18 protein-coding genes are annotated in these 23671 nt (G+C 74.9%); 4 read left to right on the top strand and 14 right to left on the bottom strand.

The genetic code is table 11. The features are described from left to right. Positions 1-12: 12 nt before the first annotated feature. The 12 genes from ABZ621_RS11545 to ABZ621_RS11490 all read right to left on the bottom strand — a co-directional run bounded on the left by ABZ621_RS11545 (position 13) and on the right by ABZ621_RS11490 (position 16086). The gene (locus ABZ621_RS11545; RefSeq protein ID WP_360603156.1) at positions 13-1353 is read right to left on the bottom strand and encodes a PP2C family serine/threonine-protein phosphatase; all 1341 of its coding nucleotides are present in this window, start codon (positions 1351-1353) and stop codon (positions 13-15) included. Between the two features lie 2 nt (positions 1354-1355). Continuing rightward, a complete protein-coding gene (locus ABZ621_RS11540; protein ID WP_360603154.1) occupies positions 1356-3917 on the bottom strand; it encodes a tetratricopeptide repeat protein in 2562 nt (853 codons plus the stop codon). After that, positions 3914-5203, bottom strand: a complete 1290-nt coding sequence (locus ABZ621_RS11535; RefSeq protein WP_360603152.1) for a hypothetical protein — start codon at positions 5201-5203, stop codon at positions 3914-3916. The genes ABZ621_RS11540 and ABZ621_RS11535 overlap by 4 nt, the downstream gene beginning before the upstream one ends. Positions 5204-5247: 44 nt before the next feature. Then, a complete protein-coding gene (locus ABZ621_RS11530) occupies positions 5248-6279 on the bottom strand; it encodes a glutamate ABC transporter substrate-binding protein (protein WP_360603150.1) in 1032 nt (343 codons plus the stop codon). 11 nt (positions 6280-6290) lie between these two features. Continuing rightward, positions 6291-7586: a hypothetical protein gene (locus ABZ621_RS11525; RefSeq protein WP_360603539.1), complete on the bottom strand. Its 1296-nt coding sequence runs from the start codon at positions 7584-7586 to the stop codon at positions 6291-6293. Positions 7587-8064: 478 nt separating this feature from the next. Further along, on the bottom strand, positions 8065-9048 hold the full coding sequence (locus ABZ621_RS11520; protein WP_360603148.1) for a BadF/BadG/BcrA/BcrD ATPase family protein: 984 nt from the start codon (positions 9046-9048) through the stop codon (positions 8065-8067). Then, positions 9039-10304, bottom strand: a complete 1266-nt coding sequence (locus tag ABZ621_RS11515; protein ID WP_360603146.1) for a 6-phospho-beta-glucosidase — start codon at positions 10302-10304, stop codon at positions 9039-9041. The genes ABZ621_RS11520 and ABZ621_RS11515 overlap by 10 nt, the downstream gene beginning before the upstream one ends. A 5-nt stretch (positions 10305-10309) precedes the next feature. Beyond that, positions 10310-11176, bottom strand: a complete 867-nt coding sequence (locus ABZ621_RS11510) for a carbohydrate ABC transporter permease (RefSeq protein ID WP_360603144.1) — start codon at positions 11174-11176, stop codon at positions 10310-10312. A gap of 3 nt (positions 11177-11179) precedes the next feature. Then, a complete protein-coding gene (locus tag ABZ621_RS11505; protein WP_360603142.1) occupies positions 11180-12178 on the bottom strand; it encodes a sugar ABC transporter permease in 999 nt (332 codons plus the stop codon). A gap of 16 nt (positions 12179-12194) precedes the next feature. Then, complete coding sequence (locus ABZ621_RS11500; RefSeq protein WP_360603140.1) at positions 12195-13541, bottom strand: ABC transporter substrate-binding protein; 1347 nt, start codon at positions 13539-13541, stop codon at positions 12195-12197. A 60-nt stretch (positions 13542-13601) separates the two neighbouring features. Next, a complete protein-coding gene (locus ABZ621_RS11495; RefSeq protein WP_360603138.1) occupies positions 13602-14810 on the bottom strand; it encodes an ROK family transcriptional regulator in 1209 nt (402 codons plus the stop codon). 208 nt (positions 14811-15018) lie between these two features. Further along, the gene (locus ABZ621_RS11490; protein ID WP_360603135.1) at positions 15019-16086 is read right to left on the bottom strand and encodes a mechanosensitive ion channel family protein; all 1068 of its coding nucleotides are present in this window, start codon (positions 16084-16086) and stop codon (positions 15019-15021) included. A gap of 258 nt (positions 16087-16344) precedes the next feature. On the opposite strand from ABZ621_RS11490, the gene ABZ621_RS11485 reads away from it, so the two are divergent. Beyond that, positions 16345-16908 (top strand): HNH endonuclease, encoded by a 564-nt coding sequence (locus ABZ621_RS11485; protein WP_043230089.1) that lies wholly within the window; start codon positions 16345-16347, stop codon positions 16906-16908. Positions 16909-16959: 51 nt separating this feature from the next. On the opposite strand, the gene ABZ621_RS11480 is transcribed toward ABZ621_RS11485, so the two are convergent. After that, a complete protein-coding gene (locus ABZ621_RS11480) occupies positions 16960-20166 on the bottom strand; it encodes a beta-N-acetylglucosaminidase domain-containing protein (RefSeq protein ID WP_360603537.1) in 3207 nt (1068 codons plus the stop codon). A gap of 341 nt (positions 20167-20507) precedes the next feature. Here ABZ621_RS11480 and ABZ621_RS11475 point away from each other — a divergent pair, with 341 nt between their 5' ends. The 3 genes from ABZ621_RS11475 to ABZ621_RS11465 are packed head-to-tail and all read left to right on the top strand — an operon-like array spanning position 20508 to position 23066. Beyond that, positions 20508-20729, top strand: a complete 222-nt coding sequence (locus ABZ621_RS11475; protein WP_360603535.1) for a hypothetical protein — start codon at positions 20508-20510, stop codon at positions 20727-20729. A 1-nt stretch (position 20730) separates the two neighbouring features. Next, positions 20731-22815 (top strand): 4-alpha-glucanotransferase, encoded by a 2085-nt coding sequence (gene malQ, locus ABZ621_RS11470; RefSeq protein ID WP_360603133.1) that lies wholly within the window; start codon positions 20731-20733, stop codon positions 22813-22815. A 20-nt stretch (positions 22816-22835) separates the two neighbouring features. After that, entirely contained in the window at positions 22836-23066 is a 231-nt protein-coding gene (locus ABZ621_RS11465) for a hypothetical protein (RefSeq protein ID WP_360603131.1), read from the top strand. A gap of 90 nt (positions 23067-23156) precedes the next feature. Here ABZ621_RS11465 and ABZ621_RS11460 read toward each other — a convergent pair whose 3' ends face one another. Beyond that, the gene (locus tag ABZ621_RS11460) at positions 23157-23660 is read right to left on the bottom strand and encodes a MarR family transcriptional regulator (protein WP_360603129.1); all 504 of its coding nucleotides are present in this window, start codon (positions 23658-23660) and stop codon (positions 23157-23159) included. Positions 23661-23671 lie beyond the last annotated feature (11 nt).

Genomic DNA, 23671 nt, shown 5'->3' with positions numbered 1-23671 from the left:
GGTGACGGGGGGTCAGGAAGAGGGTGCCCCCGACGGCGTCGGGGCGAACGGCGTCACCGCGACCGTGATGTTGTCGTGTCCGCCGCCGTCGAGGGCGTGGCCGACGAGGACCCGGGCCGCGTGCAGCGGACGGAGCGCCGCGTCGGCGGGGACGGCGCCGGCCATCGCCTCGGCGGCCTCGGCGTAGTTCCACAGCCCGTCGGTGCAGACGACGACGACCCCGGCCCGGTCGGGCTTGAACGCGGCGGTGTGCGGCTCCAGTTCGTACGCGTCGGCGCCGAGCCAGCCGGTGATGGCGTGGGCGCGCTCGTCCGCGTACGCCTGCGCCTCGTTCATCAGGCCCGCCTTGACCATCTGCGCGGCCCACGAGTCGTCCTCGGTGAGCCGGGCGGCGGGCGCGGTGCGGTCGTCGGGCACCCAGTAGGCGCGGCTGTCGCCGACCCAGCCGACGACGAGCAGCCCGTCGGTGACGACGGAACCGACGATGGTGCAGGCGGGGGAGTTGCCGCCGTGCGACGAGTCGGCTCCGGCGTCGGGCCCTTCGGTGCGGGCCAGCGCGGTGACGGCCTCGGCGGCGGCGACGATCGCCTCGTGCATGGCCTGCTGCGGGTGGGTGCCGCGGGGCAGGGCCTCGCCGAGCACGGCCCCGGCCGCGCGGGCCGCGGCGGCGGACGCCTCGTCGGGCCGGTGGGCGGAGGAGACGCCGTCGCAGACGATCGCGACGGTGGCCGGCCGGCCGTCGGGCAGGCTGGTCTCGGTGATCGCGAACGCGTCCTCGTTGCGGTGGTGGCGCAGCCCCCGGTCGCTGACGGCGGCCACCGTGCCGAGCTCGCGCTCCATGTGGTCGCGCTCGCGGGGCTGGGCGTGCCCGCAGTTCTCGCAGTAGCCGTCGCCGTCGACCCGCCCGGCCCGGCAGGCCACGCAGAGCCCGTCGGAGCCCTCCGGGACCACAGGTACGTCCGCGTCCACCCGCACCGCCGCCCGCGGATCCGGCGCGGCGAGCTCGAAGTCGCCCCCGCCGCGCACGGTCTCCCCGCGCGGCGCCGCCGGCGGACCGTCCGTGCGCACCGGCACCGTCGGCAGGTCGTGCCCGCCCGAGTCGGTGCCCGGCAGCTCGCCCGGGTGCTGGGTCAGTGTCGACAGCGAGCCGGGGTCGCGCGGCGGCGCCTCGGGCCAGACGGGCGCGGCGATCGGCATGGTCGGCCGGTCCTGCCCGGCCGGCAGCTCCGCCGCGGCCGTCAGTTCGTGGCCGCAGGCCCCGCAGAAGCGGTCTCTCGGGTCCACGGGCTCCCCGCACTCCGGGTCCGGGCAGACGGCGAGGCCGTGCGACGGCTGCTGGGGCTTCTGGGACATCCTCACACCCACGTCCTGGGGCGGTAGCGGTTGGCCCGCTCCACCAGTTCGATCCTCTCCTCGCCCCGCTGGGCGAGCCGGGCCAGCACCCGGTAGGCGCGCTCCAGGCCGAAGCGGAGCCCGTTCTCGTCCAGTGCGCTCCCGAGCAGCGGCTCGCCGCCGCCCGGCGCGGCACCGGGACTTCCGGAGAGTACCCAGTCGAGGGCGGTACCGAGCACCTCCGTCGACAACCGCTCCCGGCGGACCGGGTCGAGGCCGAAGCCGCCGAGCGCGGAGACCTGCGCGGCGGCCGCGGTCAGGTCGGCGCCGAGCGGTTCGCGCGGCGGGCGCCGCCGCAGCCGGGCCCGGACGGCCGCGACCCGGGCCGCCGTGTAGTGGATGGAGGACTCCGGTACGGATTCGAGGGCGGCGACCGCCCCCGTACGGTCCCCGGCGGCGAGCCGCACCCGGGCGAGGCCGAAGGCGGCGCTGACGAAGCCGGGGTCGGTCGCCCACACCAGGTGGTAGTACTCGGCGGCGTTGTCGAGCTGGCCGAGGACCTCCGCGCAGACGCCGAGCGCCAGCTTGGGCGCCGGCTCGCCGGGGAAGGCGTCGTAGACCGCGTCGAAGGCGAGCGCCGCGTGTGTCAGGTCGCCGCCCACGAGCGAGGCCACGCCCCGGTGCCACACGACCCGCCAGTCGTCGGCGTCCCACTGCTCCAGGGCGCCGAGCGTCTGCCCGGCGGAGACCAGGTCCCGCAGGTCGAGCTGGGCCCGCAGGGCGCGCAGCCGCAGCTCGGGGGTGTCGGCGGGCGCGGCCCGCAGCGCGCCGAGGAGTTCGGCGGGCGCGGCGGCGAGGAGGCCGGCGAGGAAACCGGCGTTGGCGTCCGCCGGGTCGACCCGCGGCACCGGCAGCGCGAGCGCGGTGGCGGCCACGTCGAGCGGGGCGAGCAGCGTGCCGAGGCCCTGTCCGGCGGGGGCGCCGGCCGCCTCGGGAGCGGTGCGCCGGGCCTTGCCGGTGCGGCGGGCGCCGAGCACGGACACGTCCTCGGTCTGTTCGGCGAAGAGGACCGTGTCGGTGACCCGGACCTCCGCGCCGAAGAGCGTGGAGAGCGCCGGCCGGGGCCGCCCCGACTGGAGCGCGACGACCTCCCGCAGCACGCCGGTGAGCTGCTCGGCCATCTCCTCGGCGGAGGCGAAGCGGCGGGCCGGGTCCGGGTCGGTGGCCCGCACCAGGAACCGGTAGAAGGACTCGTACCGCTGGAAGACCTCGATGTGCTCCGGCTCCGGCAGGGAGTCCGCGAAGACGTTGGTGTAGCCCTGGAAGTCGAAGGTGAGCACGGCGAGCGTGCGGGCGACCGTGTACAGGTCGCTGGCGACGGAGGGCCCGACCTCGGCGACCTCGGGCGCCTGGTAGCCGACCGTGCCGTAGATCGCGGACTCGTCGTCGTCCATCCGCCGGACCGCGCCCATGTCGATGAGCTTCAGCTGGTCCTCGGTCTGCAGGGCGTTGTCGACCTTGAAGTCGCAGTACAGCAGGTTGCGGCTGTGCAGGTGACCGAGGGCCTCCAGGGCCTCGATGCCGTACGCGCAGGCCTGCTCGACGGGGAGCGGGTCGCGCCGGCCCTCGGGGGTCCGCCGGTCGTTGGCGATCTCCTTGAGCGACTTGCCGCCGACGTACTCCATGACGATGTAGCCGTCGAGGGAGCCGGTGCGCGGGTCGAGGTGCTCGACGAAGTTGTAGATCCGGACGATGTTGGCGTGCTCGATCTCGGCGAGGAAGCGGCGCTCCGAGATCGCCGCCGCCATGGCGTCCTGGTCGCCGGTGTCGAGCAGGCCCTTGAGGACCACCCAGCGGTCGGAGACCGCCCGGTCGACGGCGAGGTAGATCCAGCCGAGGCCGCCGTGCGCGAGACAGCCCGCCACCTCGTACTGCCCGTGCACCACGTCACCGGCGCGCAGCTTCGGCACGAAGGAGTACGGGTGCCCGCACGAGGTGCAGAAGCCCTCGGTGCGGCCCGGCCGGTCACCGCGTGGACGGCCCACCGGCGCCCCGCAGTCGGAACGCGAGCAGAATCGCTTCCGCTCGGGCACCTCGGGGTCCGCCATCACCGCCGCGCGCGGATCCGGACGCGGCACCTCCGGGATCGCGACGAGCCCGGCGCCCAGCCGCTTGCGCGCCGACTGCCCGGTCGACGAACCCGAGCTGCGCACCGACACCGAACGGCCGGTGCTCCGCCCCGACAGCGCCCGCGACAGTCGTCCGGACACCGAGCGGCGCGAGGACGACGAGCGGGACGAGGCCCGCGAGGAGGCCCGCGAACCGCCGCGCGAGGACGCCGAGTCGGGGCCCCAGGCCGCCGCCTCGGACGGCGCGCCGAACCCCGCGCCCGTACCGGTGCGCGTACCCGTCCCGGGCTTGCCGGGCACGGCGACCCCGGTCGGATTGGCCTGGAGCCGGCCGCTCGGCGCCACCACCGGCGCCAGCCCGCACGTGTCGCAGTACAGCTCGCCGCCGCCCACGTCCTCGTACGCGCCCTCGCAGCTGGGCCGCTGGCAGCCCCCCGGCGCTCTGAGACCGCTCACCACTGTCGTCCTCCCGTGTCCGACGGACCGTCCGACGGACCGGACACCAGGTCCGCCACCGCCCGCTGGTAGCGCAGCACGGCCTGCTCCGCCGCCCGCAGATCGCAGGGCGCGCTCCACAGCATGCGGCGCGCCGTGTCGTACCGCTCGGTCAGGAACGGGTCGTCCGCTCCGCCGAGCCGGGCCGCCTTCGCCCGGTACGCGTCGAGCCGGCCGCGCAGCTCCGCCCGCACCGCGAGCGGCGCCGTCACCGCCGTCAGCTGGTCGCGGGCGCGCAGCAGCTCCTCCTCCGCCTCCCGCTCCAGCGCGTCGAGCAGCGGCGACAGCCGGTGCCACCGGGCGTGCCGGCGGTACTCGGCGGCGGCCTGGAGCCGCTCCTGGAGCGCCGTCGGCGGCCCGCTCACGGCCGGCACCTCCGAGGCGGCGATCTTCGCGAGGACCTCGCCGCGCGCCACCCGCGCCTCGGCGAGCGTCCGGTCCGCCCGGGACAGCACGTCCCGCAGCCGGAGCAGCCGCTCCTCGGAGTCCTGCCGCACCGCGAGGACCGCCTCGATCTCCCGCCGCACGTCCTCCAGGGCGAGCGCCGCCCGGTCGTACCGCACGGTGTCCGGCCGGCCGCCGCCCGGCGCCGAACTCCCCGCCGCGGGGCGCCAGAACGCCAGCGGATCGGTCACCACCTGGGAGCGCAGCTCGGTCAGCTCGGCGGTGATCGACTCCAGTTCGTCCCCGGCCGGATGCTCCCCGGGACGCACCCCCACCGAGTGGGCGAGGGACCGCGTCCGGCCCAGCTCGGCGGCGAGCAGGTCTATCCGCGCGGGCAGCGCCGACCACACCGCGTCCGCCGTGACCACCACGTCGAGGGAGGCCGCGTACAGCTCGTTCATCCGCCGCACCAGCGCGTCGAGGGTGAACCGCTCGGCGAGCAGCGCCTCTTCGCCGGCGCCGCCCGGCACGTGCACCGAGTCGCCGCGCAGCCGCTCGGTCAGCTCGGCCAGCTCCTCCCGGCTCGGCCACTTGTGCCGCGAGCGGACCTCGCGGGCCCCGCGCAGCGCCGCCGTGTACGCGTCGAAGCAGCTCCAGAGCACGGTGATGGTCCGCTCGGTCGACGCCCAGCGCTCCCGGGTGGTGCCGGTCAGCCCGGCACCTTCGAGGAGCCGCCGGCCGGCGTGGTCCTGGAGCGCGAGGAGCGAGTCCTCGACCGCCTTGTGCTCCGCGCCGAGGCGCGCCAGCGCACGGTCCACCTCGTCCCGGTCCATCACCGGCCCAGGGGGTCCCGTGACGCCCATCGCTCTCCTCATCTCCTTCGCTTCGTGCGGAGCCTCGCGGCGGCCTACCTGTACAGCGGCTCGGGCGGCTCGGCCTTCCCGAGCCCGGCCTCCAGCCAGACGGCGTACGCCTGCTGCCAGCGGCCCTTGCGGTAGTCCTCCAGGACCTTGTTGACCCGGCGCACCAGGTCGTCGTTGCCGAGCTTGGCCGCCACCCCGTAGTACTCCTCGGTGAACGGCTTCCCCTTCAGCTCCACCGCCGGGTCCTGCGCGGCCTGCCCGGCCGCCAGGGCGTTGTCGGTGACGATCGCGTCGACCTCGCCCATCTGGAGCCGGGCCAGGCAGTCCAGCTGGTTGGGCACGGTCAGCAGGTTCCGGTCGGCGGGGGTCCCGTCGCCCTCGTCCCGGATGATCGCGCCGAAGGACCGCTCCTCCAGCGCCTCGTGGGCGGTGGAGCCCTCGGCGGTGCAGACCCGGCGGCCCTTCAGCGAGGCGTCGTGGCCGGTGATCGGGGAGGTCTTCGGGGCGAGGACCTGCTGGCCGGCCCGGAAGTAGGCGGTGGAGAAGGCCACCTGCTTGATCCGCTTGCAGTTGATCGTCATCGTGCGGACCACCAGGTCCACCGTCCCCGCGTCGAGGGCCGCGATCCGCTGGTTCGTGGGCACCGCGCGGAAGACGACCGCGTCCTCGCTGCCCAGCAGGTCCTTGGCTATCGCCCGGGCCAGGGCGATGTCGAAGCCCTCCAGGGTGCCGGTCGCCGGGTCGCGGAAGCCCCAGCGGTAGCTGGACTGGTCGACGCCCACGATCAGCTTGCCCCGCTGCTTGATCACGGCGACCGAGGGTCCGTCCTCGGCCGAGGGCCGCAGCGAGGCCTCCGGGTGCTCGCAGGTGTCGGTCTCGACCTGGAGGGCGGTGCCCACGCCGGGGCCCGGCCCGAAGGGGCCGGCGGCCGCGGCCGCGTCGTCCCCGCCCCGCGACAGCGGCAGCAGGGTCAGGGAGGCGGTCAGCGCGCAGGCCACGCCCATCGCCGCCACCCCGCCCCAGCCGCGCAGCCGCCGGGCCGCCCGCCGGGCCATCGGCTCGTCGTCGGGTGTCATTCCGCCTCCTCTCACCGGTACTCCGACAGTCTTCGGTTGATGCCGAGCACCGCGCCGAGGGCGCCGAGGGCGCCGAGCGCGGCCGCGCCGAGCGGCAGTCCGGTCAGCGCGTCCACCGCGCCGCCCGCGGAGCGGGTGAACTGCTCCTGCTCGTGGGTGAGGGCCCGCTCCAGGGCCGCGTCGACCTGGTCGAAGGACCAGCCGGCCGACTCCTTCGCCCCGCCGGTCCCCTTCGGGCCGATGATCCGGTCCAGGGCGGCCTGGTAGTCGCCGGCCTCGCCGAGCTCCCGCGCGGCGGCGTGCCGCTTCCGCCACTCGCCGGCCCGGGCCGTGGCCTCGGTCAGCGGTGCCCGGCCGGCCTCGTCCTCGGCGAGCCGCGTCGCCCGGGCCAGCGCGTCGGTGAGCGCCGCCATGCCCTTCGCGTACTCCGCCTCGTACTTGTCGTCCTTGCCGTCCTCGGTGAGCACCGCGCCCCGCGCGACCTGCGTCAGGTTCTCGTTGGCGCGGGCCTTGAGGGAGCTGATCCGCGCCTCGTTGAGCAGCTGGAGCGACTGCTGGCCCTCGGCCCGCGCCGCGCCCAGGCCGGCCCGGGCCACGGCGTGCGCCCCGGCGAGCCAGAGCAGCACCACCACGGAGGCGGCGGTGGCGGCGAGCAGGCCCCGGCTGAACACGCGGTGGGTCCGGCGGTACTCCCGCCGCTGCGCCCACACCAGGGCGCCGAGGGCGAGCACTCCGGCGCCGAGCGCCAGGTAGGGCCAGGTGCGGGCCTCGTCGTCGTCCCGGTCCAGCCGGGCGGTCTCGGCCGCGTAGAGCCGCTCGGCGGCGGGCAGCAGCCGGGTGGTCATCTCCTGGTTGGCGTACCGCAGATAGGCGCCGCCGAGCGGGAGGCCCTGCCGGTTGGCGGCCCGGGCCCGCTCCATCAGTCCGGCGTAGCGCGGCAGGAGTTCGTTGAGCGCGGTGATCTCGCGGGCCGACTCGTCCGAGCCGTCGGTGTTCGCCGCGGCCTTCACCAGGAGCCGGGAGGCGGTGGCGAGGTCGCGGTCGTAGCGGGCGCGGGACTCGGCCGGTTCGAGGGTGCCGGCGAGGAAGCCGGCCGCGGCCGTCGAGTCGGCGTCGGCCAGCGAGCGGTAGATCGCGGCGGCGTCGGCGCTCAGCGGCTGGCTGCGTCCGACGACGGCCTCGGCGGAGCCGGCCCGGTCGGCCGCCTCCAGTCCGGCGACCGTGCCGAGGGCGAGGACGAGCAGCGCCAGGACGGCGCCGAGGATCCGCAGCCGTCCCGGCTCGGTGGTCGCGGCCTCGCGCAGCACCTCGCGCCCGGTGGCCCACGCGCCTCGCGCGGGCGGCGGCGGTGCGGCCCCGACGGCGGCGGCGCGCGAGACCTGCCCCGGCACGACCGGCCGCGCGGGCGCGGCCGCCGGACCGTGCGGCGCCGCGGCGGGCGCGCTCGGTGGCTGTGTCACGTGACCTCCCCCTCGGTCTCGACGTCGATCGACCCCGGCGAGCAGTATGGCCGCAGGCGGCCCGCCCGCACACCGGGAATGACACGATCTTGTGCCTATCGTGCCCCACGCGCACGGGACTTCCGCGGGCGAGCCCCTCCTAGCCGTCGGCCGGGACCCCGCCCGGACTCCCCTCGGGTTCTCCTCGAACCCTTCTCGAACCCCTCTCGAACCACCCTCGAATCAGGCTCGAACCCGACTCGAACACCCTTCACTCCGAAAACGCCCGATCCCCCGGATCGGTTCCGCCCGGGGGATCGCTCGAACAGGTGAACGTGACGAGGGGTCAGTGGGGGTACTGCCCCCGCAGCCGCTCCGCCGATCCCGGCTCCGCACCCCACTCGTCCAGTGCCAGCAGCCCCGCGCCGAGCACCGGCGGCGCGGTCACGAACCGCACCACCGCCTTCGGGGCCCGCGCGGCCAGGAGTTCGCGGATCCGCTCCTCCAACTGCGGGTGCCGGGCGGCGAGCACGCTGCCGCCGAGGACCACCGGCGCCTCCTCGTCGAGGAGCCCGAGCCGCCGCAGCGCCACCGCCGACAGGGCCACGACCTCCTCGGCCATCCGGTGCACCAGGCCGAGCGCCACCGGGTCGCCCGCCGCCGCCACCCGGAACAGCACCGGCGCCAGCTCGTGCCGCCGCGCCTGCGGGATCCGCTCCAGGTGCAGCGCCTCGATCAGCCCGTACATCGACTCCAGGCCGAAGTGCGCGGGCAGCGCCCGGGCCAGCTCGGTCGGCTCGCCCCGCCCGTCCTCGGCGCGGGCCGCGAACCACAGGGCCTCCTCGGAGAGGCCGCCGCCCCCGCCCCAGTCGCCGGAGATCTTCCCGATCGCCGGGAAGCGGGCGGTCCGCCCGTCCGGGGTCATGCCCACGCAGTTCACGCCCGCGCCGCAGACCACCGCCACACCGCGCGGCTCGTCGATCCCGGCCCGCAGGATCGCGAAGGTGTCGTTGTGGACCCGTAGCGAACGGCTCCACCCCCGCCCCAGCAACTCCTGCTCCAGTTCCAGCTCCTCGACCGGCAGATCGGCATTGGCCAGACAGGCGGTGACATGGGCGAAGGCCGGCGGGAGTCCGGCGCCGCCGGCCGCCTCCCACGCCCGTCCCACGATCTCCGCGAGCCGGTCGACGGCCTCCGCCACCCCCACCACCGGCGGCTGGAACCCCCCGCCGCGCGCGGAGCCCAGCACCGTGCCGTCCGGCGCGAGCACCGCCGCGTCGGTCTTGCTGTTGCCCGCGTCGACCGCGAGCAGCGTCCCGTTCACGCCCACGCCAGGTGCTCCCGGTTGTGCGCGATCAGCCGGTCGGTGAGCTGCTCGGCGTACGCGTACTGCCCGACCAGCGGGTGCGCGAGCAGCGCCTTGAAGACCCGCTCCCGGCCGCCCCGCAGGGCCGCGTCGAGCGCCAGGTCCTCGTAGGCGGTCACGTTCGCGATCAGTCCGGCGTACAGCGGGTCCACCGGCGCGACCGGCAGCGGCACCGCCCCGCCCGTGCCGACCGCCGCCTGCGTCTCGATGACGGCGTCGTCCGGCAGGAACGGCAGCGTGCCGTTGTTGTACGTGTTCACCACCTGGTACGGCGAGCCCCCGCCGGCGAGCAGCGAGGCCGCCAGGTCCACGGCCGCCTCCGAGTAGAAGGCGCCGCCGCGCTTGGCGAGCAGCGCGGGCTTCTCGTCGAGCGCCGGGTCGCCGTACATCCCCAGGAGTTCCTTCTCCATCGCGGCGACCTCGGCGGCCCGCGAGGGCTTGGTGCGCAGCTCCCCGACGACCTCGTCGTGCGCGTAGTAGTAGCGCAGGTAGTACGAGGGGACGACGCCGAGCCGGTCGACGACCGGGCGCGGCAGGTGCAGGTCGGCGGCGATGGCGTCGCCGTGCTCGGCGAGCAGCCGCGGCAGCACGTCCTCGCCGTCGGGGCCGCCGAGCCGGACGCCGGTCTCCCAGGTGAGGTGGTTGAGGCCGACGTGGTCGAGGTGGACCTCGGACGGGGACACGTCGAGGAGCGTGGCGAACTTCCGCTGGAAGCCGATGGCCACGTTGCACAGGCCGACGGCCTTGTGCCCGGCCCGCAGCAGGGCGCGGGTGACGATCCCGACGGGGTTGGTGAAGTCGATGATCCAGGCGTCCGGGTTGGCGCGCCGGACCCGCTCCGCGATGTCGAGGACGACGGGCACGGTGCGCAGCGCCTTGGCGAGGCCGCCGGCGCCGGTGGTCTCCTGGCCGACGCAGCCGCACTCCAGGGGCCAGGTCTCGTCCTGGTTCCTGGCCGCCTGGCCGCCGACGCGGAGCTGGAGGAGGACGGCGTCGGCGCCCTCGACGGCGGCGTCGAGGTCGGTGGTGGTGGTGATCCTGCCCTCGTGCGCCTGCTTGGCGAAGATCCGGCGGGCGAGCCCGCCGACGAGGTCGAGCCGGTCGGCGGCCGGGTCGACGAGGACGAGTTCGGTGAGGGGCAGGGTGTCGCGCAACCGCGCGAATCCGTCGATCAGTTCGGGGGTGTAGGTGGACCCGCCCCCCACGACAGCGAGCTTCATCGGTATCAGCCCTTCACTCCGGTCAGGGTGACTCCCTCGACGAACGCCTTCTGGGCGAAGAAGAACACGAGGATCACGGGGGCCATGACCAGGACGGTCGCGGCCATGGTCAGGTTCCAGTCGGTGTGGTGCGCGCCCTTGAAGGACTCCAGGCCGTAACTGAGCGTCCAGGCGGCCGGGTTCTCGGAGGCGTAGATCTGCGGCCCGAAGTAGTCGTTCCAGCAGTAGAAGAACTGGAAGAGGGCGACGGCGGCGATGGCCGGCTTCGCCATCGGCAGCACGACCCGCAGCAGGATGCGCACTTCGCCGCAGCCGTCGATCCGGGCCGCCTCGACGTACTCGTCGGGGATGGTGAGGAGGAACTGGCGCAGCAGGAAGATCGCGAAGGCGTCGCCGAAGGCCATCGGGATGATCAGCGGCCACAGCGTCCCGGACAGGTCCATCTGCTGGGACCAGAACAGGTACATGGGGATGATCACGACCTGCGGCGGCAGCATCATCATCGAGATCACGAGCAGCAGCGACAGGTGCCGGCCGCGGAAGCGGAACTTGGCGAGCGCGTACGCGACGGGCACGGACGACACCACGACGAGGACGGTGCCGAGGCCCGCGTATAGCAGCGAGTTCCGCCACCAGGTGAGGAAGCCGTCGGTCTCGAAGACCTTGAGGTAGTTCTCGAAGTGCCAGGAGTCCGGGGTGAGATCGCGGGTGAGCGCCTGCTGGTCGCTCATCAGCGAGGTGAGGAGGACGAAGACGAACGGCAGGACGAAGAAGAGGGCCGCGGCGATCCCGAGGGAGTGCACGGCGATCCAGTGCAGCAGGGCCTTGCGCCGGGCCGTCCGGTCGGCGGGCGCGGTCAGGGACACGGTCATGGTTCAGTCACCCGAGCCGATCAGGCCGCCGCGCCGGCGCATGAGCAGCGCGGTGAAGGCCATGGAGAAGGCGAAGAGCACGAGCGCCACCACGCAGGCCGCGCCGTAGTTGAACTGGCTGAAGCCGAGGCTGTAGACGAGCTGCGGCAGGGTCAGCGTCGAGTCGTCCGGGTAGCCGGGGACGAAGGTGACGCCGGAGCCGCCCATCACGCCCGAGGCGACCTTCGAGGCCACGATCGGCTGCGTGTAGTACTGCATCGCGCCGATGATCCCGGTGACGACCGCGAAGAGGATGATCGGCGAGATGTTCGGCAGCGTGATGTGCCGGAACCGCTGCCGACCGTTGGCGCCGTCCAGCTCGGCGGCCTCGTACTGCTCCTTGGGCACGTCGAGCAGGGCGGCCATGAAGATGACCATGAGGTCGCCGATGCCCCAGACGGCGAGCAGGGTCAGGGCCGGCTTGGCCCAGGCCGGGTCGGTGAACCAGGCGGGGGCGGGCAGCCCGATGCCCTCCAGGAGGGCGTTGACGGGCCCGGTGCCGGGATTGAGCAGGAAGACGAAGGCGAGCGTCGCCGCCACCGGCGGGGCCAGGAACGGCAGGTAGAAGAGGGTGCGGAAGATCCCCGCGCCCGTCTTGATCTTCGTGATGAGCATCCCGATGCCGAGTCCGAAGACGACCCGGCAGCCCACCATGACGACGCCGAGCCAGAGGGTGTTCTTCAGGGCGGGCCAGAACTGCGGGAAGGACGTGAGGATGTACTCCCAGTTGGCGAGGCCCCGCCACTCGGGCGGGTTGAGCCCGTCGTACTTCATCAGCGAGAAGTAGACGGTGGAGACGAGCGGATAGGCGAAGAAGAAGCCGAAGCCGATCAGCCAGGGCGCCATGAAGGCCAGGGTGCGCAGCGCGCCCCGCCGGCGCCGGGCCCGCAGGGTGTTCTTTCCCCCGCGGACGGGGGCGGCCGTCGCGGCCGCCTCCGTCGCGGGCAGGGTGTCCGTGCTCATGGGCGGGGTCCGGCCGTCACTTCGCCGCGGCGATGTCGCGGTCGATCTGGGCGGCGGTGTCGGCGAGCCCCTTCTTCAGGTCGGTGACCTGGCCCTTCTCGTACTGCTGGGCGAACTTCTGGAGGGTGTCCTGGTAGGCGGAGCCGTTCACCGCGCCGTCCGAGGTGGTGGACTTCGGGTGCCGGGCGATGTCCAGGAAGGTCTTGAAGCGGGCGTCGAACTTCAGGTCCGGGGACTTCAGGGCGTCCAGGGTGGAGGGGACGTTGCCGATGGCGTTGGCGAAGCCCACCACCGCCTCGGTGTCCGTGGTCATGTACTTGACCAGCTCCCAGGCCGCGTTCTGCTTCTTCGACTGCGGCGCGATGCCCATGATCGTGCCGGAGAGGTAGCCCTTGCCGTACTCGGCGGCCTCGTCGTCGGCGACCGGCAGCGGCGCGACGCCGACCTCGAAGGGGACCTTCGCCTCCTTGATGAAGTTCAGCCGCCACTCGCCGTCCAGCTGCATGGCGACCTGGCCGGTCTGGAAGGGGTGCTTGGCGCCCCACTCGTCACCGAAGGTGGTGCGGTACTTGTCCAGCTTCGGGAAGCCGCCGAGGGCGTCCACCAGCGACTTCTGGTACGTCATCATCTCGGCGAACGCCGGGTCGGACGCGGCCGTCGACTTGCCGTCCGCGCCGAAGTAGCCGCCGTGGCCCCACTGCGACATGTAGTGCGAGACGACCGTCTCGTAGCCGAGGTAGTTCGGCATGAAGCCGAGCTGCTCGTACGAGTCGCCCTTGGTCTTCGTCAGCTTCTTGGCGACCTCGGTGAACTCGGACCAGGTCTTCGGCGGGGCCTCGGGGTCGAGCCCGGCCTTCCTGAAGGCGTCCTTGTTGTAGTAGAGCCCGTACGCGTCCGAGAGCAGCGGCAGCGTGCAGCGCTTGCCCTCGAACTGCGTGTAGTCCTGGAGGACCTTCGGGAAGATCGCGTCGAGGTCCAGCTTGTCCTTCTCGACGAAGGGCTTCAGGTCGGCGAGCGCGCCCGTGTGGCAGAACTTGCCGACGTTCGCCGTGGTGAAGGAGGCGACCACGTCGGGGCCGTTGGAGCCGCCCGCGCGCAGCGCCTGGCCGAGCTTGTCGTCGTTGATGTTGCCGACGACCTTCACCTTGATGTTCGGGTGGGCCTTGGTGAAGCGGGCGACGTTCTCCTCGATCGCCTTGACCTCGGAGGGCGCCGACCAGCCGTGCCAGAAGGTGATGGTGGTCTCGGCCTTGGGGTCGTCGCTCGCCGCGGTGCCGGCGGAGCCGGTACAGGCGGAGGCGAAGAGGGCGATGGAGGCGGTGGCGGCGAGCGCGGCTGCGGCTCTGCGCGGGCGTACGGGCATGGCGAGGTCTCCCTGGGCGGGCTGAGGGGAAAAAGGGGGGAAGGGGCGGGCGGGGGCCGGTCAGCGCGAGGTGTCGAAGACCTCGTCGCGGGTGGTGGCGAGCGCGCTCTCCAGCGCGCCGCGCAGCACGGGTTCGCGGGGGACGGCGGTGAGGACAAGGCGAGGCCGGGAGGCCGCGAGGTCGGCGAGCTCGGCCTGGACGCGGGCCCGCAGCGGCTCGCCGCCGGCGACGAGGACGTCCCCGGAGAGCACGATCAGTTCGGGGTCGAGGACGGCGGTGAGCGAGGCGAGACCGGTGGCGAGCCGCTCGGCGTAGCGGTCGAGCAGCTCCGCGTACGGCCCCTCGTCGGGGCTCCCGGCGGCCCGGGCGAGCAGTTCGCACGCCACCGGCACATAGGGGCGGTCGGGGGTGTCGAGGCCGGCCGCGCGGGCGATCCGGGGCACCGACTGGACGCCGGCGAGCTCCTGGAAGCCGCCGGAGTTGGCCTTGGCGACCTGGCGGACCAGCGGGGTGCCGGGGACCGGCAGGAAGCCGACCTCGCCGGCGCCGCCGGTGAAGCCCCGGTGCAGCCGGCCGCCGAGGACGAGGGCGGCGCCGAGGCCCTCCTCGTTCCACAGCAGGACGAAGTCCTCGTGGCCGCGGGCGGCGCCGACGGCCCGCTCGGCGATGGCCACCAGATTGACGTCGTTCTCGTACTCGAAGGGCATGGGCAGGACCGCGGCCAGCTCCTCCAGGAGCGTGGGGGAGTGCCAGCCGGGCAGGTGGGAGGCGTACCGGAGCCGTCCGGTGGCCGGGTCGAAGGCGCCGGGGGTGCCGATGACCAGGCGCCGGACGTCGGCCCGGGTGAGCCCGGCGGCCTTGACGGCCCCGTCGAGGGCCTCGGTGACCTGCCGGACCACGCCGTCGCCGGTACGCCCTCCGGTGCGGAGCTCGTACTCGCCGGCGACGGCGCCGGTGATGTCGGCGACGGCGGCGCGGATGCGGTGCTGGTTGACGTCGAGCCCGGCGGCGTACCCGGCGCTCGGGTCGAGGGCGTACAGCTGGGCGCTGGGGCCGGGGCGGCCCTCGGTGGTGCCGGTGACCCGGACCAGGCCTGCCGCTTCGAGGCGGGCGAGGAGCTGGGAGGCGGTCGGCTTGGAGAGGCCGGTCAGCTTGCCGATGCGGGTCCGCGAGAGGGTGCCGTGCTCCAGGAGGAGGTCGAGCGCGGCGCGGTCGTTCATGGCGCGCAGGACGCGCGGGGTGCCAGGGGTTCCCTGGGTGCCTGCCATACCGCTCTCCTCGTCACGCCGTTCGTCACACCGTATGCCGGAACACTGTTAGGAAAGTTTCCTATCCGGTGGGAGGAAGGTAGGACGGGCGTCGCCGGGCGTCAATACCCGCACACGCACGACACCCCCGACGGCAACCGAAGCGTTACCGGCGGGGGTGTCTTGGGACGTCCGGGCCGGGCCCGTCCGTAGGGGACCCGTGTCCCGGTCAGGACTTGTTGAGGTCCGTCCTCGGCAGCGGCGTGGCCGCCGCCGACTGCGGCGAGGTCGCGCTGGAGAAGGCCGAGGGCGCCGCCATGCCCGCCGTCGGATCGGCCGGCGTCTCCTCCGACGCCTGCGCGGGCAGCCCGCCGACGATCCGGATCCCGGCCTCGTCCAGGCCCCGCTTGATCCGCCAGCGGAGCTCGCGCTCCACGCCCAGCTTCTTCCCCGGCATGGTCTTCGCCGAGACCCGGACGGTCATCTGGTCGAGGAGCACCTCGGTCAGGCCGAGCACCTCCACCGGGCCCCACAGCCGCTCGTTCCACGGCTCGTCCTTGGCCATCGCCTCGCCCGCCGCCGCGATCACGGACTGCACCTTGTCCAGGTCCTCCGTCGGCCGGACGGTCACGTCCACCGCCGCCGTCGCCCAGCCCTGGCTGAGGTTTCCTATGCGCTTGATCTCGCCGTTGCGCACGTACCAGATCTCGCCGTCGACGCCGCGCAGCTTCGTCACCCGCAGCCCCACCTCGACGACCTCGCCGGAGGCGACGCCCGCGTCGACCGAGTCGCCGACGCCGTACTGGTCCTCCAGGATCATGAAGACGCCGGAGAGGAAGTCCGTCACCAGGTTCCGCGCGCCGAAACCGATCGCCACACCGGCCACACCGGCCGAGGCGAGCAGCGGCGCCAGGTCGATGTCGAAGGCGCCCAGGACCATCAGCCCCGCGGTGCCCAGGATCAGGAACGAGGCCACCGACCGCAGCACCGAGCCGATCGCCTCCGACCGCTGCCGTCTGCGCTCCGCGTTGACGAGCAGTCCGCCGAGCGCCGTTCCCTCCACCGCCTGGGCGGAGCGGTTCATCCGCTCGATCAGCTTCGTCAGGGCGCGCCGGACGGCCCACCGGAGCAGCAGGGCGACGACCACGATCAGCAGGATGCGCAGACCGGTGTTGAGCCAGGTGGACCAGTTCTCCTCCACCCAGCTCGCCGCGTTGGTGGCCTTCTCCGCCGCCTCGTCCAGAGACACCGGGATGGGCTCGGGTTCGGTGGCGGCCGCCAGGACGGACCAGGACACGGGACAACCTCCAGGCATCGCGTACGCAGGCCATCCACCCTAACGGGGCATCGGACGTGCACCCGTTGCCCTGTTCGAGGGAGAGACCGACCTCACCCGGGCACATACCCGGGAGACATGCCGATGTGGTCGAGAACACGTCCGGTCCGCCCCCGGGGATCGCACGAACGTGGTGGCGCTCCGACCAGGCATGAGGAGAGACTGAGAGCAGTTCGTCCCGGCGCGAGCCACGCGCCGCCGGCGTCATAGGAGGCATCCGTGCCGCATGTCCTGGTCCTCAACGCGTCGTACGAGCCCCTGGGCGTCGTACCGCTCCGCCGCGCACTCGTCCTCGTACTGGAGAACAAGGCCCTCTGCATCGAGGAGTCCGGCGCCTTCCTGCACAGCGAGCATCAGATCGTCCCCGCGCCCAGCGTGGTACGGCTGAAGCGGTTCGTGCGGGTCCCCTACCGGGGGCCCGTTCCCCTGACCCGCAGGGCCCTCTTCGCACGCGACGGCGGGCGCTGCATGTACTGCGGGGGAGTGGCGACCAGCGTCGACCACGTCATCCCGCGCAGCAGGGGAGGGACGCACGCCTGGGAGAACGTGGTGGCGGCCTGCCGCCGCTGCAACCACCTCAAGGCCGACAAGCACCTGCGGGAGATCGGCTGGCGGCTGCGCCACCAGCCCGCGCCGCCCACCGGCCTGGCCTGGCGGATCATCGGGACCGGTCACCGGGACCCACGGTGGCTGCCCTACCTCACGCCGTACGGCGCCGAGGACGCGATGGCCCGGATCGACTCCGTCGCCGACACCCCCGCGGGGGCGTTGACGACCGGCTGAGATCCGGGCCTTTCGCGTCCCCGGGACAGGGCGCGGAGGCGAGGGCGCCGCTCAGGGGGCGGCGCCCTCCTCCGGCGCGTCCTGCTCCGGCTGCTCCGGCGGCGGCGTGGTCTCCGGCGTCTCCGGCGTCTCCGGCGTCCCGGGCGTCACCGGGGCCTCGGGTGCCTCGGGGGCCTTCTGCACGGGCGTCACCGCGTACGTCTCCACCGACCAGAGCGAGTAGCCGTACGGCGTCGCCCGCTTCTCGCCCTGCACCCGCAGGAACCGGGTGTCCGCCGCGTCCATCCGCACCGACTCCCGGCCGCCGCGCCCCTCCGTGACGGTCGCCGCGGTCCGCCAGTTCCGGCCGTCGGCCGAGACCTGCACGCGGTAGCGGGAGGCGTGCGCGTCCTGCCAGTGCAGCACCAGCTGCCCTATCCGGGCCGGTTCGGCCAGCTCCAGCTGGAACCAGGCGCCGTCCTCCGCCGGAGAGGACCAGCGGGTCTCCGGATCGCCGTCCACGGCCAGCGCCGCCGGGAAGTCCGGCGTCTCGTCGGCCGAGGACGAGGCCGTCGCCGACCGGGCCAGATCGGGGCCGCCCGTACGCGGGAAGGCCCGCACCGTCAGCACCCGCTCCTCGCCCGCGAAGGCCACCGGCACCCGGTACTCGCCGGACGGCGTGCCCGGCGCCACCGACACCTCCATCGGCACCGTCGTCGTGCCGCCGCGCTCCACCGAGGCCTCCTTCGGCAGCCGTACGGTGATGCCCTTCGGCGCCCGCGCGGTCAGCGGGCCCCGCACCTCGGCCGCCCGCCGCCCCGTCAGCTCCAGGTCCACCCGGCCCGCCGGGCCGCCCGCCTCCAGGTCCGTCTCGGTGCGGGCCAGCTCCAGGCCCGCCTTCGGGCCGTCCGCGAACCACGGCACGAGGGACCGCACGTCGGGCGCCGGGCCCGCGCCGTCCCAGACGATCCGCAGCGCCTCCGCGCGCAGCCCCTTCAGCTCGGTCTGCGTCCATCCGGAGGAGTCGAGCGGTCCGAGGGACCGCCAGCCCTCGCCCGTCACCAGCGCCTCCACGCGCGCGTGCGGGGCCTTCTCCGCGCCCGGCTCCGCGGCGCGGCCGGCGGCGCCCTCCGCCGGCTTCCCGGTCAGCACGGTCACCGACTCCACCGGACGGGCCCGGTCCAGCTTCACCGTGTACGAGCCGGTGGCCCGGTCCACCGCGCGCTCCGGGTCCCCGTCGGTACCCGTCCAGGCCGCCGCCTCCTTCGCCGCCCGGTCCAGGAACGGATCCAGGACCCCGGCGCCGACGGTGACCTCGCTCGCCTCGATCCTCGGCCGCAGCGGCTCCAGGCGCAGCTGCGCCTGCCAGGCCGCCGGGCCGTCCCCGCGCGCCTGCGCGAGGAGCATGTCGACGGCCGCCTCGCCCGCCGCCCCGTACCGGGACAGCTGCTCCAGCCACGGCCCGGACTCGGCCCTCAGCGCGCCGTCCGCCGTGCCGGCGAGCCGCCCGGGCGCCTCCCGCATCACCGTGAAGGCGGCCCGCAGCTCGCTCCCCGCCTTCTCCCGGGCCGCCGCCGAGCCCCCGGCCCGGGCCGCCCAGAAGGCGCTCATCAGCGGCTTCAGGCCGGCCGACTCGGCGTCCGGGGCGAGGATCGACGAGGCCGCGTTCCCCGCCAGGGCGCCGAGCGCCGCCCGGGCGGCCGGCTCGGGGCCCGCCAGGTCGGCGACGGCCGCCCGCCAGGACTCCCCGGGCCGGTAGCCGCGCGGGTTCCAGGCGAAGTCGGCGGTGGTGAACAGCGGGATCCGGGAGGCGGCGGGCTGCTCCATGGCGTGCGCCAGATAGGCGGCGGAACCGGCCGCCACGACCGGCTCCCGGCCCCTGGTGGGTCCCAGGAAGAGCCGGTCCTGCGCGTAGTCGTTCACCGGGTAGTTGTCCATGGTGACCAGCGGGCGCTGCCCCAGGGCCGCCCGCACCCCGGCCAGTTCGGCGCCCGTGATGGTGCGCGGCACCACCCCGACGCCCGTCCACGCCACCCGCACGCGCGCGTCCAGGGCTCCGGCGAGCGCCGAGCGGTACTCGCTGGTGCCCTCCTGGTAGTACTCCGTCGGCAGCACCGTCAGCGGCTCCGCGTCCGGGACGTGCTCGGCGAGGTGCCGGGCCACCGTGTTCGCCACGCGCGCGTGCGCCCGGGCGGCGCCCGCCGCGTCCCGGCCGAACTCGTCGGCGTCCTCGTCGCAGGTCCACTCGCCGTACCCGGCGTCCGGGAACTGCAGCTGGAAGGAGCGGAAGCCGAGCTCCCGCATCGCGTCCAGCTTCCGCGTCAGCGCCGCCACGTCCTCGTCGGACGACAAGCACATCGACTGCGCGGGCGCCACCGCCCAGCCCAGCGTCACGTGGTTGGCCCGGGCCCGCTCGGCGAGCGCCCGGAAGCCGGCCCGCTGCGCCTCCGGGTAGGGCTCGCGCCACAGCGCCGCGCGGTACGGGTCGTCACCCGGCGCGTACAGATAGCGGTTCTGCTTGGTGCGGCCCAGGAAGTCGAGCATCGCGAGACGCTGCGCGGTCGTCCACGGCGTGCCGTAGAAGCCCTCCGCGAGCCCCCGCTCGGCGGTGCCGGGCCAGTCCCGGACGACGACGCCCGGCACCTCGCCGCCGACGCCCTCCGGCCCCTCGCCGAGGAGCTGGCGGAGCGTCTGCACGGCGTGGAAGAGGCCGTCCTCGCCCGTCCCGTCCAGGACCACCGTGTCCCGCCCGCCGAAGCGTCCGGTGGCCAGCCGGTAGCCGCCGTACGGCAGATCGGCCCGCTCGGCCACGCCGAAGGAGGCCAGCGCCTCCTGCGCCGCCTCCCCGGACGGCCCCGAGACCCGGACGACCGGCCCCGCGCCCGGCAGCCCCTCGTGCACGGTCCGCACCCCGGCGGCCGCCAGCAGCCCCCGCAGCGCGGCGAGGGCGTACGGATCGGCGTCCTCGTCGGCGACCAGCGTCACCCGGTCCCCGAGGCGCACGGCGGGCCCGGCGGCCGTCAGCGACTGCGGCCGGGGCCAGACGGCGGGCGCGGGCGAGGCCACCCACGCGGTGCCGGTCCTGGGCGTGGGCACGCCCGGGCGCGCGAGGGGCCCGGCGGGCGCGTGGACGAGCTCCTGGGGCGCGGCGGCCAGGTCGGGCACCGCCACCGGGAGGGGGGCGGCGCCCGCCGAGCCGGGCACGGCACCGCCGAGCAGGCCGCCGATCACGGCGGCGGCGACCGCGGTCGCCGTGCGCGGTCCGCGTCCGGAACGCACGGGGGTCAAGGGGGCTCCCTTCGCCGGGGCCCCGGGCCCGCCGGTCCGTCAGGAGCGGGCCCCACCCGGCAGGTTGATAACGAGGGGGTTACGAGCCCACCACCCGTCGCACGGAGGTGTCAATGCGAGGGGGCGAAGTGTCGGCTTTGCCCGGTGAACCACCGGCGAGCTGTCGCCCTTTTGCCACGTCCCCCCGGTAAAAGGGGCAAAGACAGGCACGGTGGGTAGGGCTCACTCGTCCCACCCCGCGGACGCCGGCCACCCGCCGCGCCCGGCCGCCCTGTCGAGACCAGACCCGGGAGACCCCCGTGACCACGACCGACCGCCAGCACTCCGAGCGGATACGGATCCCACGCCAGGCCGCCCCCGGCGGGCCCGCCCCGGCCGCCGGGCCGCTGACCAGCGAGCCCCCGAGCGCCGCCCCCGCGCCGCTGACCAGCGAGCCCCCGCTCGCCGGCGCCGCGCCCCTCACCAGCGAGCCGCCCCTCACCGGCGCGGCACCCCTCACCAGCGAGCCCGCCGCCCCCGCCGGCCGGTGCGGCACGGAGCCCCCCGGAGTGTGAAGTGACCCTGGCCCGCCTCGCCGCCCGTCACGGCGTCGCCACCGCGTTCAGCCCGTCCGAGGGCGTCACCACGCCCGTGCCCGAGTCCACCGTGGTCGCGGTGCTCGGCGCCCTCGGGGTCGACGCGACCACCCCGGAGGCGGTCGCCGCCGCCCTCGGCGCGGCGGAGCGGGCCGACCGGGAGCGGCTGCTCCCGCCCACCCTCGTCCGGCACACCGGCGACGGGCCGGTGCGCCCGCCGGACGGGCTGCCCGACGGGACCCTGCTGCGGGTCACCACGGAGTCCGGTGCCGTCCACACCGGCGACTGGGAGCGGCTGCCGCTCGGCGTGCACACCGTGGACGCCGAGGCCCCCGACGGGCGCACCGCCCGCGCCACCCTGATCGTCGCCCCCGCGCGCGTGCCGGCCCCCGCCACGCGCGCGTACGGCCTGCTCGTCCAGCTCTACTCGCTGCTCTCCGAACGCTCCTGGGGCATGGGCGACCTCGGCGACCTGCGCGAACTCGTCTCCTGGGCGGGCCGCGCGCACGGCGCCGGCTTCGTCCAGGTCAACCCGCTGCACGCGGGCGTGCCCGGCGAGCCCTCGGACCCCTCCCCGTACCGCCCCTCCTCGCGCCGCTTCCCCGACCCCGTCCACCTGAGGATCGAGCGGATCCCCGAGTACGCCCACCTGGGCCCCGGCCACCGCGAGGAGCTGGACCGGATCCTCGCCGCCGCCGCCGAACTCCGCGAGAGCGTCCTCGGCAAGGGCACCGCCATCGACCGGGACGCCGTCTGGGCGCTCAAGCTCCGCGCCCTGGAACTCCTCGGAGGCGTCGAGCCCGGACCCGGCCGCCGCGCCGACTTCCACGACTTCCTCGCCGAGCGCGGCCGCGCCCTGGAGGACCACGCCACCTACCAGGCCCTCGCCGAACTCCACGGCCCCCGCTGGCGCTCCTGGCCCGGGCCGCTGCGCACCCCCGAGGGCGCGGCGGCGGCGGTCCGCGCCGACGCGGTCCTCGCCGCCCGGGTCGACTTCCACTGCCGGCTCGCCTGGCTGACGGACCGGCAGCTCGGCGAGGCCGCCGACGCGGCCCGGGAGGCCGGGATGGCGGTCGGGATCGTCCACGACCTCGCCGTCGGCGTCCACCCGGAGGGCTCCGACGTCTGGGCCCGGCAGGGCGACTTCGCCGCCGGGATGTCGGTCGGCGCGCCGCCCGACGCCTTCAACTCCCGCGGCCAGGACTGGGGCCTGCCGCCGTGGCGCCCCGACGCCCTCGCCGCCGCCGGCTACGCCCCGTACCGCGGCCTGCTGCGCGAACTCCTGCGGCACGCGGGCGCCTTGCGCATCGACCACGTCATGGGCCTGTTCCGGCTGTGGTGGGTGCCGGAGGGGCGGGAGCCCGTCGAGGGCACCTACGTCCGGTACGACGCCGAGGCGATGCTCGCCGTCCTCGTCCTGGAGGCGCACCGGGCCGGCGCCCTCGTCGTCGGCGAGGACCTGGGCACCGTCGAGCCCGGGGTCCGCGAAGCCCTCGCCGCGCGCGGGGTGTTCGGGACCTCCGTGCTCTGGTTCGAGCGGGACTGGGCGGGCGGCGGCGCCCCGCTGCCGCCCGAGGCCTGGCGGGCCGACTGCGTGGCCACCGCCACCACCCACGACCTGCCGTCCACCGCCGCCCGGCTCTCCGGCGACCACGTGCTGCTGCGCCACCGGCTCGGACTGCTCCCCGGCGACCTGGCCCGCGAGCGCGCGGCGGACGCGGCGGAGACCGCCGAGTGGCGCGCGGTCCTCCAGCGGCTGGGGCTGCTCCCGGAGGGGCCGGGCGGCGAGGAGGCCGAGATCCGGGCCGTCCACCGCTTCCTGGCCCGCACCCCGGCCCGGATGGTGGGGGTGTGGCTGCCGGACCTGGTGGGGGACCGCAGGCCGCAGAACCTGCCGGGCACCTGGGACGAGTACCCCAACTGGCGGCTGCCGGTCGCGGGCCCCGACGGACAGCCGCTCACCCTGGAGCGGATCGCCGCCTCGCCCCGGGCGCACGCCCTCCTGAGGACCGCCGCCGAGGGGGTCGGAGCCCGTACGGCACCCCCGGGCGCGCGGGCCGTTTAGGTGTTCGCTACTTTTGCACCGTGGACAAGAAGAACGCCCTGCGCGCCGGCGCCGTCGCGGCCGGTACGACGCTGATGATGCTGCTCATGTCGTCCCCCGCGCTCGCGCTGACCCGCGACGACGGTGACGACCCGGCCCCCAAGCTGGAGGTCATCGAGACCCTCGGCCTGTTCGTGGTGGCCCCGCTGGTGCTGTTCCTGGTCATCGCCGGCCTGGTGATGGTCCTCGACAAGTCCCGCAAGAAGGCGTAACCGCAGGGGGCGCGACCGCTCCTCCGTCCGTTTCCGAGGGCGCCGCACGGCCACACCGGCCGTGCGGCGCCCTCGTGCGTCCGGGCCCGGTCAGGTCGTCGCAAGCAGCTTCCGCAGCAGGCCGGCCAGCTGCTCCGCCTCCTCCTCGGTCAGCGCGCCCTCCAGCGCCTCCCGCTGGCGCGCCAGGCCCGCGCCGACCGCCTGGTCCACCAGCTCCCGGCCGTGCTCGGTGAGCGTGACGCGCAGTCCGCGCCGGTCGTTCGGGTCGGGGCTGCGGGTGAGCAGCCCGGCCTTCTCCAGCTTGTCCAGACGGCCGGTCATCCCGCCGGTGGTGATCATCAGGGTGGCGGTCAGCTCGCGCGGCGAGAGCGTGTACGGCTCCCCGGAGCGGCGCAGGGTCGCCAGCACGTCGAACTCCCCGAGCGCCATGCCGTAGGGCGCGTACGCCTTGTCCACCTTGCCGCGCATGGCGGCGGCCAGCCGGTAGATCCGCCCGAAGACCGCCATGGGGAGCGTGTCGAGATCGGGGCGGACCACGGCCCACTGGGCGGCGATGGCGTCGACGGGGTCGTGTGCGGGCGGCTGCGTGTTCATGACCTCAGTGT

The sequence above is a fragment of the Streptomyces sp. NPDC007863 genome (assembly GCF_040633895.1).
Classification (GTDB): domain Bacteria; phylum Actinomycetota; class Actinomycetes; order Streptomycetales; family Streptomycetaceae; genus Streptomyces.
The sequence above is the reverse complement of the archived record's forward strand: the minus strand, read 5'-3'. Positions and strand labels throughout refer to the sequence as shown.

What these genes read in the sequence shown, in the direction of transcription:
- ABZ621_RS11545 (WP_360603156.1), bottom strand. Translation starts at nt 1,353, where the DNA reads ATGTCCCAGAAGCCCCAGCAGCCGTCGCACGGCCTCGCCGTCTGCCCG.
- ABZ621_RS11535 (WP_360603152.1), bottom strand. Translation starts at nt 5,203, where the DNA reads ATGGGCGTCACGGGACCCCCTGGGCCGGTGATGGACCGGGACGAGGTG.
- ABZ621_RS11530 (WP_360603150.1), bottom strand. Translation starts at nt 6,279, where the DNA reads ATGACACCCGACGACGAGCCGATGGCCCGGCGGGCGGCCCGGCGGCTG.
- ABZ621_RS11515 (WP_360603146.1), bottom strand. Translation starts at nt 10,304, where the DNA reads ATGAAGCTCGCTGTCGTGGGGGGCGGGTCCACCTACACCCCCGAACTG.
- ABZ621_RS11510 (WP_360603144.1), bottom strand. Translation starts at nt 11,176, where the DNA reads ATGACCGTGTCCCTGACCGCGCCCGCCGACCGGACGGCCCGGCGCAAG.
- ABZ621_RS11505 (WP_360603142.1), bottom strand. Translation starts at nt 12,178, where the DNA reads ATGAGCACGGACACCCTGCCCGCGACGGAGGCGGCCGCGACGGCCGCC.
- ABZ621_RS11500 (WP_360603140.1), bottom strand. Translation starts at nt 13,541, where the DNA reads ATGCCCGTACGCCCGCGCAGAGCCGCAGCCGCGCTCGCCGCCACCGCC.
- ABZ621_RS11495 (WP_360603138.1), bottom strand. Translation starts at nt 14,810, where the DNA reads ATGGCAGGCACCCAGGGAACCCCTGGCACCCCGCGCGTCCTGCGCGCC.
- ABZ621_RS11460 (WP_360603129.1), bottom strand. Translation starts at nt 23,660, where the DNA reads ATGAACACGCAGCCGCCCGCACACGACCCCGTCGACGCCATCGCCGCC.